Below are 16,427 nucleotides of genomic sequence, written 5' to 3' on the forward strand. Positions count from 1 at the left end.
ATGAAAAGAATAGTATGTAGTACAGTTTCTGTCTTGATATCGTTAATTATGCTGTCGTGCTCAGGTGGTACTTCATCTCAGCAGGCTACTTCAACTACTCCTTGCCCGGACAACGGAATACCCGAAGGTGGAGAATGGATTACTATGTTTGACGGTAAAACCCTCAATGGATGGCGGGGATACGGAAAGAAGGAAGTCCCTGGTGGCTGGAAAGTAGAAGACGGTATCATTACATTCAGTGCAATAAGCGCTACAAGCATGGAAGGTGCAGACCTGATTTACGACCGGAAATTCAAGAACTTTGTATTCGAAATCGAATGGAGAGTTGGCAAAGCAGGCAATAGTGGTATATTCTATACGGCGCAGGAAATAGAAGGTAAGCCTATTTATTATTCAAGCCCTGAATATCAGTTGCTAGACAATGTGAATATGCCGGACGCATGGGAAGGTGTTGGTGGAAATCGCCAGGCTGGTGCTGTGTACGACATGATTCCGCCCATTCCGCAATCTTGTAATCCTTACGATACCTGGAATAAAACAAGAATCGTAGTGTACAATATGCGCGTTATCCATTACCTGAATGATGTGCAAATTCTGGAATATCAATTGGGAACACCTGTATGGAAAGCGTTGGTAGACAAGAGTAAATTCGGTATAGCCAGTAACGATCCCGAAAAAGAACCTGCTGCTTACGAATTAATGCTCAATGCCGGAAAAGAACCGGGTTATATCGGTCTGCAAGATCATGGATACGGACTCGCATTCCGGAATATTCGTATCAAAGAATTATAAGACTAACATATTATTGATAATTAGAGCGAATATCGTCCCACAATTGTAGAACACATGTTCAACATATGTAGAACATGAATTCAACAGTTGTTGAACATAAGTTCTACAGTTGTGGGATTTAAATTTATCAACATGAAAAAGAATAATTTTATACTTCTGTTAATCTTAAGCATTTGGTTTGTTATATCCTTTGTTACCAATATCATCGGGCCCATGCTGCCTATGGTCATCTCTGATTTTCAGTTAAGCCTTACCTTAGCTTCGTTTCTTCCCTTTTCTTTCTTTCTCGCATACGGTGTTATGTCTATTCCTGCCGGGATAATTATTGAGCGGTACGGCGGAAAAGTTTCATTGTTGATAGCCTTTGGCTTTGCTTTTTGTGGAGCTTTGTTTTTTGTGTTATTTCCGACATACGGGATTGTACTTTCTTCGTTATTTATCATCGGTTTAGGGATGGCCATGTTACAGGTAGTTATACTTCCGTTGATGCGTGAAGCAGGAGGTGAAAGGAATTATGCATTTAATGCCGTTCTCGCACAAATTGTGTTCGGAGGAGCTTCTTTTGTCAGCCCTTTTGTTTTGACGGGATTATTACACCGAAATTATCCATGGAGTTCGATGTATCTGATATTCACTGTCGTATTTGCTTTAATGCTTATCATTATAGGCAGTGTAAAGTTTCCGAAAGTCGTATTAAAAGAAAATGAAAAGGCAGGTACGCTTCAAAACTACAAGGATTTGCTTAAAAACAAATATGTGATTCTCTACTTCCTGGGAATTATCTCATACGTAGGTACAGAACAGGGGATTGCTAACTGGATGAGTCAATTCCTGAATATTTATCACGGTATAAGCCCCGAAGGTATGGGTGCTACCGTTGTAGCCTGGTTTTGGGGACTTATGACTGTAGGATGCCTGTTGGGTTTGATAATCGTAAAGTTGATCGATTCGAAAATCATGTTACGCATCTTTGCCATTATAGCTATCATCAATCTTTGTGCTGCATTGTTTGCTCCTGCATCAGTGGCTGTTATAGCCTTTCCCTGTTGCGGATTTTCCATTTCTATCATGTTTTCCATTATTTTTTCACTGGCGCTTAATTCCGTTGAAAAATATCATGGGGCTTTTTCCGGAATCCTTTGTACAGGTATTTTCGGAGGTGCGCTGATGCCTTTTTTAATAGGTTGGATAGGTGATATGGTAGGCTTGCGTTTTTCCATGCTCATCCTTCTTATTACACTGGCTTATATCCTCAGCATTTCTTTTTGGGCCAAACCGCTTGTTAAAAACAAAACGATTTTATAAGTCTACTTTCCTGACAGGGAGAGGAGATATTCGTAGATGGCAACTTGTGAGCGGGTCTTTATGGGGTTGTTGTCGTGTTTGAAGTTGTTGTTGAGGTGTTCGTCGATGAAGCAGGCTTTTACGTTGTCTTTTAGTTGTATTTCGAGGATGTTGATGATTTCCTTTTTGGTTTCCGGTACTAATATCGGGAATGCGGTTTCTATGCGGCGGTTCAGGTTGCGTCTCATCCAGTCGGCAGAGGTGAGGTAGAGGTCTTCCTCTCCGTTATTGTAAAAATACCAGATACGTGCATGTTCGAGGAACATGTCTACAATGCGGGTGATACGTATGTTTTTGCTGTATGGCTGATTGGGTACGAGGCAACAGATTCCACGTACGATCAGGTCTATTTCTACGCCGTTTTCGCTGGCATGGTATAGCTCGTTGATCATGTCGCGGTCTTGCAGACCGTTCATCTTTAAAACGATACGCCCTCTGCGACCGGCCTTTGCATGTTCTATTTCGCGCCGGATCATCCGCTTTAGTTCGGGAACCATATTGAACTGAGCGACCAACAAATGGCGGAAGGTAGGAGAGGCAAACTTTCCTTCAAGGACGGCAAATACCTTGCTTATATCGGCGATGAACTCAGGGTTGGAGGTCAATAAAGCCATGTCTGAGTATGCTTTTGCTGTCTTTTCATTGAAGTTGCCGGTGCTCAGGTAGGCAAAGTCGCGGCGTTTTGTTCCATCTTCCGCATCTTTGCGCAGGATCATGGCTACTTTGGCATGTACTTTCAAGCCGGGAATGCTGTGTATGATCTGTATTCCGGCTTGCTCCATTCGTTCGGCGGTACGTAAGTTGTTTTCTTCGTCGAAGCGGGCTTTCAGTTCAACAAAAACTGTCACTTTTTTACCGTTTTGAGCAGCGCTTATCAGGGTGTTGATTACAGCTGAGTTTTCAGCTACCCGGTATTGAGTGATTTTTATTTCATTTACTTTGGGATCAAAGGCAGCTTCCATCAATAGACGTATCGGATAATCGAATGACTGGTAGGGGAAGTGTAGCATAATGTCCTTCTTTTTTACGGCCCGGAATACCGAGCCCATCTCGTCTAAGAACGGAACGCGCATCGGAACAGGTGTTTTCTGCTCCAGTTCTTTCCCTCCGGGGTTGGGTAGTTTGCTCAGATCCTGCAAGTTCAGGTAGCGGCCACCAATGACTAGGTCTTCCGTTCCTATGCCGAAGGCTTCACATACGAATGCCAGAAAGTCGTCGGGCATATCCTTGTCATACATAAAGCGGCTCAGGTCGCCAATCTTGCGCTTGTTTACTTTCTTGCGAATATTTTCAGCTATATCCGAACCTTTTACATCTTCAAGGTAGATATCGGCATCCCTTGATATCTTGATGCTGTAGCAGCTGTCTATAATGTAGCCAGGGAAGACGGTTGACAGATTGGCTCTGATTATGTCGTCGATAAACATGATGTAGTATTTTCCGTCCTGTTCCGGTAGCTCTATGAAGCGGGGAACTTTGGCAAACGGAATCTTCATCAGCGCATAATGATAGGTAGGCGTATAATCCGGGTCGTTTACGCGTTTGCTCTTTTTCATCATACGGATAATCAGGTAGAGCCTCCGGTCTCTGATAAAAGTCTTAATTTCTCCGGTCTGAATCATGACAGGAGAGAGAAAGGGGAATACTTCTTCGTTGAAAAAGTCTCTGACAAACTCTTCGTGGAAGGGTAGTGGCTGGCTGTCTTGATACAAGTGAATATTCCGGCGCTTCAGCTCCGGCAATATCATCTCTGAGAAGATACGATAATATTCCCTTTGCTGGCGGTTTACTTCATTGGTAATTTCCGATAGTATCCCTTCGGCATTCGTGTCTGTTTCTTCGGCGAATTTCTTTTTCATGATGATCCCCCGGTGCTCGGCTACGCGGATCTCATAAAATTCTTCCAGGTTGGACGAATATATAGCCAAGAAGCGTATCCTTTCATAAATAGGGAGACTTTCGTCCTCAGCTTCCAGCAACACGCGATAGTTGAATGATAGCCAACTGATATCGCGTTCAAAGTATCTGTACAAGTAGTCTGTCATCTCTTTTTTAGCTGGGTAAATATAGGTACTTTTGCACAATAAAAGAAATCTTATGATAAAAGTCGGTCTTCTTTCGGATACGCATGGATATTGGGATGACAAGTATAATGAATACTTTGGCGCATGTGATGAAATATGGCATGCCGGGGATATAGGATCCGACATTTTAGCGGCTAAGCTGGAATTGTTAAAGCCGCTACGGGCTGTCTATGGGAATATAGACGGGCAAACACTTCGCCGCCAATACACTAAAATTGCACATTTTACTGTTGAAGGCGTATCTGTAATGATGACACATATAGGCGGATACCCTGGGCGCTATGAACCGTCTATACGGAAAGAACTTTATGATACCCGCCCTAAACTGTTCATAGCCGGACATTCACACATACTAAAAGTGCAATATGATAAGAATCTGGAATGCTTGTATATGAATCCCGGAGCAGCCGGAAAGAGCGGTTTTCACCAGGTGCGCACCTTGTTACGTTTTGCACTGGATAGTGGAAGTATTAAAGACCTGGAAGTAATAGAGCTAGGCTTTCGATAAAGGGCTTGACGTATTATTTAACTTCTCCATTATTGTTGCATACGCTTTCTGCTAACAGAATCGTATTTTGCAGATAAGGAAATTCCTTTTCAAAGTATTCACTGAAAACTCCTGCGCTTATATTGTCTTGTATTTGCTTAGGAGTCCAAAGTTTTCCGTCTGCAAATTGGCGGAGTTGTTCTTCGCTCTGAAGCCGGATCGTATACAGAGAGACTAAATGTTTTGCATTATCATTCTCGAAGGTGTAGCGGATCATCAAGCGAGGGGTGATAGACGAGTCTTTGCTTAGCTCTCCCAATGTCTCTTGTAGCGTGCTCTCTATGTTATGATGGAATAATACGTATTTGTAAAGCGGATAATCCAGTAACTCAGGAGATACATATTCGCTTTTATCTCGTCTTGTAAGGTATAGCATACCATTGTATATAACGGCTACGCGCACAATAGGATGATAGTATTTTTTTGAAGAAGAGCGACTGACAGAGCGTGCCATACTGCCAATAACCTGTCCTTTTTCACCCAGTACGGGTAGCCATACTTCTTTCTTTAGATTCCTGTTCATCATATGAGTACGTATCTGACCGTAAATGATCACCAATGCAAGGATAATCACCCCAAGATAGGTATACAGAAGTGCATCGGCCTGAGGGGATGATTCCGGAAGATGAATATACATCAAAATGACAAAAAGGTGTAATGTATATAGATTCTGTATGACTTGTGCTATAAAGTACGCTTCGTTTAATGTATGGCGCGTTTGATTGCGCGTATGCATTGGCAGAGACGATTTCTTAACTCCGGTGATTAGTCCTCGCTTGGAAAAACCAATGAATGCCAATAGTACTACCAGTAATATCTCGGCTACCAAAGGGGAATAGTCGTTTAAAAAGGATTTCAGATCAAAAAAGAAAAAGAAAGAATAGAGGATCAACGTCAGAGTCGTTGGTATAAGCAGAAACAGGTTATAATGCTCTTTTCGTAAAAGGAAAAGAGTTAAAAAGCCTATAAAACAAAGGGATATGCCTGCTGTGAAAGCTATTTTGTAAGAATAGAAAATATCCAAGAACATAGCTACCAACAGGGGAAATAACCCTAAGGCCTGATTGTTTAATATTTTCTGCATTTTATCCATATACTGTTTGCTATCTTTCTCCATATGTTAAGCGTTCCTTTAATACAACAAATTACATTGTCGAAAGTTTTATTTTTAAGCGTGTTTTTCTGCATGGTATGACGAACGCACCAAAGGGGCGCTTTCTACCATCCTGAATCCTTTTTGTAAAGCGGTTTCTTTATATTGTTCGAACTGCTGTGGTGTTATGTAAGCTGATACCGGTATATTCTTTCTCGATGGTTGCAGGTACTGGCCGATGGTTAATACCGAAACTCCGGCTGCCAGTACATCGTCCATCAGTTCGTGTACTTCCTCTTCTGTTTCTCCCAAGCCCACCATTATACCGCTCTTGGCGGTTGTTCCGCTTTGGGCAATGTGCTTCAATACAGACAGGCTTACGTCATACTTGGCTGCACTGCGGATGCCGGGAGAAATGCGCCGGACAGTTTCCATATTATGGGAGATGATTTCCGGAGAGGCCTGGATAACCAAGTCTACCAAGTCTAAGCGGCCTTGAAAATCAGGGATCAGTACTTCAATGGTTGTGTTGGGGTTTGTTTCTTTAATTGCCTGGATGGTATGAGCCCAATGGGTGGCACCCATGTCCGCTAAGTCGTCACGGTCTACGGAGGTTACTACTGCATGTTTCAATCCCATTAGCCGGATGCTTTCGGCTACTCTGGAGGGCTCCTCTGCGTCCAGTGGGAGAGGTTTGCCTGTCAGGGTATTGCAAAACCGGCACGAGCGGGTGCAGATCTCTCCGCCAATCATAAAGGTGGCTGTACCTCTGCTCCAGCATTCTCCCATATTCGGGCATTTGCCACTGGTGCATATGGTGTGGAGACAATGTGATTCTACAATACTTTTAGTTTGCGTAAAACGGTCGTTTCCGCCCAGCCGGATCTTTAACCATTCCGGCTTTCTGATATGTTCTGCCATTTATAAGTTTTTGAATAAGAAATCGGCCATCCGGGTATACAGGTGATAGCGTGTATTCCCCCCGGAAATGCTATGATTACGATCCTTGTATAGGTGCATTTCAAATTGCTTGTTAGCCTGTACCAATGCTTCGGCATATTCCATGCTTTGGGCAAAATGCACATTGTCGTCGGCTGTTCCATGTACAAGCAGTAGCTTGCCTTGCAGGTTTTTAGCCAGACGAATGGGCGACGTAGCTGCATATCCTTCGAAGTTTTCTTTCGGCGTACGCATGAAACGTTCGGTATATACGGTATCGTAATATTTCCAATCGGTAGGAGGGGCTACGGCAATACCGGCTTTGAATGCTCCGTTGCCGGTGCTCATCGCCATCAACGTAGTATAACCTCCAAAGCTCCATCCCCATATGGCGATACGGTCTTTGTCTATATAGGGTAGCTTACCTAATTCCCTTGCAGCTTCGGCCTGGTCTTTAGCTTCCAATACTCCCATCTTCAGATAAGTGCATTTGCGGAAGGCCTCTCCTCTGGCTCCGGTACCTCGCCCGTCTACGCTTACTACGATAAAGCCGTTGCTTGCCAGGTATTGCTCCCAATCCAGCGCGTAGCGGTCTACTACCTGTTGCGAATTAGGGCCGCTGTATTGAATCATCAATACCGGGTATTTCTTGTTCGGGTCGAAATTAACGGGTTTAACCATCCAGGCATTCAGTTCATAATCAGATGCCGTATGTATTTTAATAAACTCTTTAGGAGAGAAGGCGTAAGCGTTCAACTGTTCCTTCAGACGTGCATTGTCCAGTAAAGTACGTAATACCTTCCCCGATTTAGTTTCATTAACGCTAATAACCGCCGGTGTAGAAGCATTAGAGAATGTATTTACATAATAGGCAAAATTATCGCTGAAAACGGCACTGTTCGTACCCTCTGCTGCTGATAGCTTTGTCTTTTTCCCTTTGGCATCTACCATATAAACGGCACGACGCAAAGGACTTTCTTCTGCCGATTCATAAAAGGCGGTCTGTGTGGCTTGATTGTAGCCATACAGTTTTGTTACATCCCAGTTGCCGCTGGTTATCTGTCGCAGCATGACTCCTGTAGGCGAATACAGATACACATGCGCATACCCATCCTGTTCACTTACATAGGTGAAACCATCTTTACAGAAATGAATAGAGTATAACCAGTCAGAGTCAATATATGCCTGATTATTTTCTTTCAGAATCAGGCGCGAAACACCACTTTTGGGATTCACATAATACATATTGAAACCGTTCTGATGGCGATTCAGTGTCATAACAGCCAGTTGATCCGGATTCTCCGTGAAAAGGATGCGTGGTATATAGCTGTCACTTTCTACCGGTACTTTCAGTTCTTTAATATCTTTTGTCGCTACACTGTACGAATGAAGTGTCACTTTTGAGTTTGGCTCACCGGCCTTCGGATATTTAAAATTGTAATAGCTTGGATAGAGCCCATCACCATAGATTTGCATAGACATTTCGGGCACATTACTTTCGTCGAAGCGTACATAAGCCAGTACTTCGCTGTCGGGCGACCAGGCCATCAGGTTTGTAGCTCTGAATTCTTCTTCGTATACCCAATCAGTGATACCATTCAGTATTTTGTTTATCTCGCCGTCTTTTGTGACCTGTACCTCCGTGTCAAAATCAAACTTCTTGATCCAGATGTTATTATCCCTTACAAAAGCACACATTCGTCCGTCGGGAGAGAATGTAGGGATCATCAGCTTTCCTTTTTCATCCGACAACGGCTTTACGTAATTGCGGCGTACATCATAGTGAAATACATCGGCCCTGAAGGAATGACGATAGATGCGTTCCGTATCCCGCCAAACGATAATCTGGTGTCCGGTATTACATATTGCGTATCCGTCGAAATCGTCAAACGTACATTCGCGAGCTTTCTTCGTGTAGAATAATGTATCTACCGGATTACCCGTACGATATGCGTATTTGATAATCATAGTACGTTCTTTATTCATCGCCGTATAATGCTCTCCATCCGGCAGAGAACGCATCTCTCCAATCGCCGTAGTCTGGCGAAATTTACCATCTGTTATATCTTTCAGTTCAATCCGTTTACTCCCGTTCTGTGCGAAAGAACTCCCCACTACGACAAGAGAAAACAGCAAGCTAATGACCGTTTGTTTCATAAATGCAAAATTAATTGTCTTTGAAACGCAAAGTTAATATTAATCCTTTATCAGACAAGAGAGCAACCCCTGGTTCATAACCGCAAATCCAAACGATATGAATAATCCCACTTATTGTATTTATTTCCATAGAAGTGCACTCTAAATAATGCAAATACGTATATGGTTGATTATTAATCTATTAATGTGATATAAAAAACGCATGCATGCGATTTGTAAAAAGCACCCATGCGTTTTGCGAATCGCACGTATGCGTTTTCAAAAACACACGTATGCATTTTATTACCATTATTCCTTATATGTGTTTTTTGTTTGGAGATGAAAGAAAATAAGATATCTTTACGCAGATTAAAGACGAAATATCAATTACACATTAATCCATCGATTATGAAAAAAAATATTTACTTTCTTATTGTCGGAATCTTTGTTTCTCTCTTTTTTGCTGAAAATGCATATGCACAAGAAGTGCCCAAATACAGAAGATTAGATGGTGGACAATACGGACAGGTAACAGAATATTTTGGTGATGCAACGAATTCACCTTTATGGTTGAAGATGGAAATCTTTGATGGTGCAGGTTATCGTTATTTATTTGAAAATAGTCCTTATTACTCAAAAGATAATAATTACAGAGATAGTCTTAATAATAAAAATATCAGTTTTGTTGGTGTGGAAAATTCTTCCTCATATTCAGAATCTAATGATTTCTCATATACTTTTTTTATAGATACTGCTTATGTGCGTAATGGAACGGAAATGCCCCAGTATATGATTGCTGTAAGACCGGATATTATAAAGATAGGAAATACTCAATTAGTTCGAGCGATGTGGATGTTTAATTCGCAAGATTCGATAGATGCAGGAAATAAAGATTATGAAACAAAGCTCTCTTACTTTTCTGAAAAACAAACTCGTATGGCTTTCGTTGACGGTGTTCACTTGGGAGACACGTTTTATGTGATTAGGTCCAATAGTCCGGTATATGCTTTAGCTGCAAAAGATATTATTCCTGAATTACTATATGAATCTATAAATGAAGACGACAAACACTATTTAGGTGAGAATATTCGTTATGGATCAAAGCAAAAAGATAATTCGATAAGTAGAAAAAGTATGGTTTTTCAATTTCGATTGTATGCGAAAGATTATAATAGAGTCTTTATGATAGAATCTACATTTGATGATGAAAAAGACGAACCGGAAATTGCTTTAAGAAAAGGTCATTTTTTAGCTCAAAAGAATCATCTGCCTATTATGACAGATAAAATAGATATGGAAACGGCGAAAATGTCTGCTGAATTGTTTGATTTTGAGCAAGGCACAGAATATAATGCTGTCGATGCAGAGAAACCTTCTGTGAGAAAAAATACCAATATATATACTCAAAATGGCGGAATTATAATTAAGAATGCAGAAGGAAAAAGAGTAATAATAAGTAATATATTAGGCCAACAAATAACAAACAGGCAAATTCTTTCAGACAACTACTTTATTCCACTTTCCCCAGGTATTGCAATCGTGTTTGTAGAAGGTGAAAGTGCAACAAAGGTTGCTGTGAAACCTTAAGAAACTCTCAGAATCCTTTTTTGGAGGAGACGGAACCAGATGTAGGAGGTGAGGCCTTTGAGCATGCTGCTGATGCTGATGGCCCACCATACGCCGGCTACACCTAATCCGGCTGCCGAGAGGAGGATGGCCAGGGGGATGCGCAGTGTGTTGAAGGTGATGCTGATGATGGCTGGTGGGACTGTGCGTCCTGAGCCGTAAAACAGTCCTTGAGTGGTGATCTCTAACATCATGAGAGGCATGGAGTAGCCGTCTATCCGGAGGAATATGCCACCGGCTCTGTAGGCTTCAGGTTCGGGGACGATCAGGGAAAATATTTCGCTACCCCAAAAGATGAATAATAAAGCGCATAATATACCCACAATAGAGGTCATAACCAATGTGGTACGGAATGCTCCGGTGATTCGTTCGTGCTTGCGGGCTGCGTAGTTCTGAGCTGTGAAAGCGCTGAGGGCTGTGCTGAAGCCTTGGGATGTATTCCAGGCGATGGCTTCTATTTGTCCGCCGGTGGTTAGTGTCATCAGTCCGAGGTGTCCTCCGTATGTAGAGGCTGTTCGTCCCATTACCAGATTGATAAAGGCAAAGATGGTGTTTAACAGGGCAGCGGGAAGTCCCAGTTGGACAATTCTTTTGGCATACCTCTTTTGTATCCTGGTGAAGAATGCAAAACCGCCCAATAGCTTATTCCTGTATTTTAATTGATAGACAAAACACCCGAATACAACCCCTTGTGATATCCAGGTAGCGCAGGCTGCTCCGTCTGTTCCCCAGCCGAATCCGAAGATGAATAAGGGATCCAGTAGCATGTTGAAGATCAAACCTAAGCCGTTGATGTAAAAAGGTATTTTGCTTAATCCGGCGGCATTGTGTATACCGGTAAAGGAGTAAGACATAAAAACAAAAGGAAAAGCCATGCAAATGATACGCAGGTACGACACAGCGTCATGCGTAATAGCAGGATCCAGCTTATACAGTTTGATAATAGGGTAGGCTAGTGTGAAAAGGATAGTACCCCAGCAAAGGGCTATGAGTAGTCCGATGGTCAGATTATGTGATGAGAAATTCCGGGCGTCTTCGTCGTTCCGGGCTCCAATGCTTTGTGCTACGCTTACTTCCGAGCCTACTTTAGTCAGTAGGGCGATAGAACTTGTCATCCAGGTAAGAATACCTACGGCTCCGATGGCAGCAACCGACTCACTGCCCAAACGACCTACCCAGGCCATGTCGGTCAGGCTATACGCCATCTGAACAAAAGAAGTTCCCATGATCGGCATGGCCAGATTAAATAGCTGTTTCCTGATCGGTCCGTTTGTTAAATCCTTTGTACCCTGCATGCTCCTTTGTTTCTAAGTCGCTGCAAAAATAGGAATATTTTTTCTAACTTTGCGGAATGATGAAGAAAGTAGAAATCCTTACCTCCCTGTTTTTTGTTGCGTTTTTAAGCTTGCTGATAGCTTGTGGTGATGATCCGTCTATAGAACCTCCTTATTCGCATATTTATTTTGAATCTACAGGCGAATCCAAACAATATACAAGTAAAGAATTAATAGCTGATGTGCTGGATTTTGCTCCCGGAGAAAGTATTCCGGTCAATTTCCCGGATGTAGATGTGACGGTAGAAGTAATCAAATATCATACGGTAGACCCGCAAGGCAAGTCTGTTATAGCATCCGGCATTATATCATATCCTTCTTCCCGTACCCCCAAAGGTGTTGTTCTGGCAGAGCATTTTACTATTTCAGCCGCAAATGAGGCACCTTCCAGACAGATGTGTATTGTTGAGACGGCTCTCTCGTTGTATGATTACCTGGTTATTGCGCCAGACTATATTGGCTTTGGCTCAACAGAATCTTTGAGGCATCCGTACCTGCATATTGAAAGTACGGCTCAGGTATCTTTGGATATGCTATTCGCTGTTCACGAGTATATGGAGATGAAGGAACAGTCGCTGCCTGGAAATCTGTATATTGCCGGCTACTCTCAAGGTGGAGCCGCAGCTTTAGCTGTGCAGAAGATGGCAGAAGAAAAGTATCCTTCTGATGTAAAGATACACTCGGTAATAGCCGGAGGAGGTGCGTATGACCTGGCTGCTATATTCGATGGTTTTGCAAAGGAAGAAACGGTTGCTTACCCTTGCTCGCTTCCTTTAACAATCATAGGAATGGATTACGGAGACGGACTGAATCTGGACTATTCCAAAGTGTTTATAGAACCTTTGCTTTCCAATTATGATGAATGGGTAAACAGCAAGAAATACAATACTGATGAGATAAATCAAAAGCTTTCGCATACGGTTCGTACATTTATTCATCCGGACTTATACAAGGAAGGTATGAATAGCGAATTCAAGAAAATATATACATCTCTGGATAAAAACAGCCTAATCAACTGGGCACCGAAAGCACCTATCTTGTTAGTGCATGGGAAGAATGATGATGTAGTACCCTACTTCTGTGCCCAAAACGCCTATGATTCCTTCCAGGCAAAAGGTAGTAAGGTGGAACTTATTTCAACCAATTCGGGCCATAAAGAAACAGCTATCACGTATTATCTCTACTTGCTGACGAGACTGATGTAGGCTTGTTAAATACTCATTATGTCGGATTCTATATAGTCACTGACAGGGGATGTCTCTTCTTCCGCGAAGGAAAGTTCCTTTGTCGAGTAATTGATTTTATAACATTTGATCAGATACTTCTTCCTGTCGTCAGATAGTGTATATGTCTTTCTGTAAAGTGGCGTATTCCATTCGCTGTATTCGGTATATTCAACCGGCTTTCCATCTTCCCAGATATATGTAAAGACTGTGTCATAAAACACTCCCTTATAAATGTGTTTCTGCCCTTCGGTTTTTAGGGTGATACTTTTCTCGGCTTTCCCTTCGTAATTGTATAATGTATTGCTTACAACGAGACCTTTCTTGTATATGCTGCGTTGGTAGATATCGTAAAAATGGTAAACGAACAGTTCGTAATCGTCAGACCTTTCCGTATTCGGGACAAGCTTGAATTCTAATAGATATTTTCCTCCGTCTATGTCGCTTACCCAAAAGCTTTGGCAGGGAACAATCTCGCATTGAATATGAAAATTATCGGGTGCATCGATGCAACGGTCGCTTTTCGGGTCGTACACACGGATGATTCGTCCTTGTTCGTCTTTTTTAAAGACATAGTGTATGTATTCGTCCTTTCTTTTTTCTGTACGGAAGACAAAAGCTACAGCTTCGTCGAAGTCATTCTCTTTATAGTCAAGTTCATCATTATTCTCTTTATCGAAGTTACGGGATAATTGGCGTGTCGTAAATCCTGTTAAGTCGCCGGAAGAATCATATTCATATCGGATAACAGAAAAACCAATACATTCGGAACACCTGGCAGCAACACCCAACGGATGGCCATCGGCAGCATGTATTTCTACCGACTCGTTCTGAGGACCGTAACCTGTTTCTCGAACGATTCGTGAACCATTAGGCCCTTCTATTGTATAGGAACGTTCATTATCCGATGCTTCCAGCTCAGCATAATCAATAGGCTCTTCGAAGTCTATTGCTGCTTCCGTTTCTTTCGAATCGGTTTGCACCGTTTGCTTGTTCTGACAAAGAGTGAAGAGGGATAAAAGCAAAAATGCAAATATCCAGAGATTCATTTTTCTCATGCGACTAAGTTTGTTATTCGGCTAAGGCTTATCGGATGAATAGCAGCTCCCGGTATTTGGGGAGTGGCCACATCTGGTTGTCCACCATTAGTTCCAGATCGTCGATGTGTTCACGGATACTATCCAGATAGGGTGCTACCGTATCATGATATGCAATGGCTCTTGTGCGCGTGTCGGTTATTCTGTTTGCTTTTTTGCGTGCTTCTACCATTTCGTCTACCATTCGTGTAACAGCGCAGATATGTCCGGCTATCTTTCGTGTCAGTCTTCGCGGTTCGGCTGAAAGTTCTTCGTATTCTGCATCTTCAAATGTTGCTTTTAGTTTGCTGATTGTTTCCAGTAAGACCGATTGGTAGCGGATTACAACGGGGATGATGTGATTAAGCGACAGGTCGCCTAGTACCCGGGCTTCAATCTGTACTTTCTTGATGTAAATTTCCCACTTTACTTCATTACGTGCTTCCAGCTCTTTTTCGCTTAATACTTTCATTTTGCCAAACATATCGATCACTTCTGGTTTCAGGTATGCGTCGTATTGCAAAGGTACACTGTTCTCGCAATCCAAGCCTCTGTGTAAGGCTTCTTCTTTCCATTCTTCGCTATAGCCGTTGCCGTCAAAGCGGATGGGCTTTGATTCTTTGATGTAGGCTTTTAATGTTTCAAAAATAGCCACTTCTTCACTTTTACCATTTGTCTTTAAGGCTTCCACATCGTGTTTGAATTGCTTGAGTTGGAAGGCTACGGCAGAGTTTAATGCCAACATAGCTGAACCGCAATTAGCCGATGAACCTAAGGCGCGAAACTCAAAGCGATTTCCGGTAAAGGCGAAAGGGGATGTGCGATTACGATCCGTATTGTCCAGTAATAGTTCCGGTATTTGTCCGAAACCGAGGGTTAGTCGCTTCTTGTCGTCTACCTCGATGGCATCGTCAATAGAGCTGTTTTCAAAACGATCCAACACTTCGGTTATTTGTTTTCCCAGAAAAGAAGATATGATAGCGGGAGGTGCTTCGTTGGCTCCTAAACGGTATGCATTAGAAGCTGAGGCAATACTTGCTTTCAGTAATGAGTTGAATTTATAAACCGCCATTAGCGTATTAACGATAAACGTAATGAAGCGCAAGTTGTCTTCTTTGTCTTTTCCGGGCGAAAAGAGGTTGATTCCTGTATCTGTACCCAGAGACCAGTTACAATGTTTACCTGATCCGTTTACTCCCATAAAGGGCTTTTCATGTAACAGGATACGGAAGTTGTGTCGGCGGGAAACCCGTCTCATGACTGACATTAGCAGCTGGTTATGATCGTTTGCCAGATTACATTCTTCGTAGATAGGCGCAAGTTCAAACTGATTGGGAGCCACTTCGTTATGACGTGTCTTTACGGGGATGCCCAGGCGGTAGCATTCGGTTTCCAGGTCTTTCATGAACTCCTGAACCCGTGAAGGGATTGCTCCGAAGTAATGATCGTCCAACTGTTGATTCTTGGCGCTTTCGTGCCCCAGAAGAGTTCGCTCTGTCAGCGATAAGTCAGGACGAGCGGAATATAAGTCTTCGTCAACCAAAAAGTACTCTTGTTCCCATCCCAGGTATGTAATTACCTTGTTTACTTCATCGCTGAAATAGCTACATACGTCTTTAGCCGCTTCATCCAGGGCTTCGATTGAGCGGATGAGTGGTGTTTTGTAGTCCAGGGCTTCGCCGGTATATGCAATAAATACAGTTGGGATACACAATGTGTCGTCCACAATAAAGGCCGGGGACGAGGGATCCCATGCCGAGTATCCTCTTGCCTCGAAGGTGTTACGCAGGCCTCCGCTTGGGAAGCTGGAAGCATCCGGCTCTTGCTGTACCAATAACTTTCCGCTGAATTCTTCAATCATGCCGCCATTGTTGTCGAGTTCAACAAAGGCATCATGCTTCTCGGCTGTTCCGTCTGTCAAAGGCTGGAACCAGTGTGTGTAATGGGTTACTCCTTTTTCCAATGCCCACATTTTCATGCCTGCAGCGATATGATTTGCAATTTCCCTGTCGATCGGAGTGCCGGAGTCAATAGCTTGTGTCAGCACTTTAAATGTCTCTTTGGAAAGATATTTCTTCATAGCTTTCCGGTTAAATACATTTTCTCCAAAATACTCTGAAACTTTCTGACTGGGGATGATGGCCTCTACGGCCTTGCGGTTAGAGGCCTTCTCTACTGCATTGAAGCGAAAAGTTGACATATGGCAGATTCTTATTAATTATCTTGCCACAAA

General features: G+C 42.7%; 12 protein-coding genes. 5 read left to right on the forward strand and 7 right to left on the reverse strand.

Annotation, left to right across the window (positions count from 1 at the left end):
- A complete protein-coding gene (locus M2470_RS12365; protein ID WP_280745291.1) occupies positions 1-792 on the forward strand; it encodes a DUF1080 domain-containing protein in 792 nt (263 codons plus the stop codon).
- Positions 793-924: 132 nt separating this feature from the next.
- The gene (locus tag M2470_RS12370; protein WP_280745290.1) at positions 925-2,097 is read left to right on the forward strand and encodes an MFS transporter; all 1,173 of its coding nucleotides are present in this window, start codon (positions 925-927) and stop codon (positions 2,095-2,097) included.
- 2 nt (positions 2,098-2,099) lie between these two features.
- Here M2470_RS12370 and M2470_RS12375 read toward each other — a convergent pair whose 3' ends face one another.
- Positions 2,100-4,181 (reverse strand): RNA degradosome polyphosphate kinase, encoded by a 2,082-nt coding sequence (locus M2470_RS12375; protein ID WP_280745289.1) that lies wholly within the window; start codon positions 4,179-4,181, stop codon positions 2,100-2,102.
- A 52-nt stretch (positions 4,182-4,233) separates the two neighbouring features.
- Here M2470_RS12375 and M2470_RS12380 point away from each other — a divergent pair, with 52 nt between their 5' ends.
- A complete protein-coding gene (locus tag M2470_RS12380) occupies positions 4,234-4,728 on the forward strand; it encodes a metallophosphoesterase family protein (RefSeq protein WP_280745288.1) in 495 nt (164 codons plus the stop codon).
- A 13-nt stretch (positions 4,729-4,741) separates the two neighbouring features.
- Here the strand turns inward: M2470_RS12380 and M2470_RS12385 are convergent, their stop codons facing one another.
- The 3 genes from M2470_RS12385 to M2470_RS12395 are packed head-to-tail and all read right to left on the reverse strand — an operon-like array spanning position 4,742 to position 8,956.
- Positions 4,742-5,884, reverse strand: a complete 1,143-nt coding sequence (locus M2470_RS12385) for a hypothetical protein (RefSeq protein WP_280745287.1) — start codon at positions 5,882-5,884, stop codon at positions 4,742-4,744.
- Positions 5,885-5,935: 51 nt separating this feature from the next.
- Positions 5,936-6,781, reverse strand: coding sequence for a lipoyl synthase (gene lipA, locus M2470_RS12390; RefSeq protein ID WP_280745286.1), 846 nt, complete (start codon positions 6,779-6,781; stop codon positions 5,936-5,938).
- Positions 6,782-8,956 (reverse strand): S9 family peptidase, encoded by a 2,175-nt coding sequence (locus M2470_RS12395; RefSeq protein ID WP_280745285.1) that lies wholly within the window; start codon positions 8,954-8,956, stop codon positions 6,782-6,784.
- Positions 8,957-9,343: 387 nt separating this feature from the next.
- Here M2470_RS12395 and M2470_RS12400 point away from each other — a divergent pair, with 387 nt between their 5' ends.
- Positions 9,344-10,522: a DUF6383 domain-containing protein gene (locus M2470_RS12400; protein ID WP_280745284.1), complete on the forward strand. Its 1,179-nt coding sequence runs from the start codon at positions 9,344-9,346 to the stop codon at positions 10,520-10,522.
- Here the strand turns inward: M2470_RS12400 and M2470_RS12405 are convergent.
- Positions 10,519-11,856 (reverse strand): MATE family efflux transporter, encoded by a 1,338-nt coding sequence (locus M2470_RS12405; protein ID WP_280745283.1) that lies wholly within the window; start codon positions 11,854-11,856, stop codon positions 10,519-10,521. The genes M2470_RS12400 and M2470_RS12405 overlap by 4 nt on opposite strands.
- Before the next feature lie 56 nt (positions 11,857-11,912).
- Between M2470_RS12405 and M2470_RS12410 the strand changes: the two genes are divergently transcribed.
- Positions 11,913-13,100 (forward strand): lipase family protein, encoded by a 1,188-nt coding sequence (locus M2470_RS12410; protein ID WP_280745282.1) that lies wholly within the window; start codon positions 11,913-11,915, stop codon positions 13,098-13,100.
- 5 nt (positions 13,101-13,105) lie between these two features.
- Here M2470_RS12410 and M2470_RS12415 read toward each other — a convergent pair whose 3' ends face one another.
- Positions 13,106-14,176, reverse strand: coding sequence for a hypothetical protein (locus M2470_RS12415; RefSeq protein ID WP_280745281.1), 1,071 nt, complete (start codon positions 14,174-14,176; stop codon positions 13,106-13,108).
- A 28-nt stretch (positions 14,177-14,204) separates the two neighbouring features.
- The gene (locus M2470_RS12420; protein ID WP_280745280.1) at positions 14,205-16,394 is read right to left on the reverse strand and encodes a glutamine synthetase III; all 2,190 of its coding nucleotides are present in this window, start codon (positions 16,392-16,394) and stop codon (positions 14,205-14,207) included.
- Between the last annotated feature and the right edge of the window lie 33 nt (positions 16,395-16,427).

This window comes from Parabacteroides sp. PH5-46, from assembly GCF_029892785.1.
GTDB lineage: Bacteria > Bacteroidota > Bacteroidia > Bacteroidales > Tannerellaceae > DFXE01.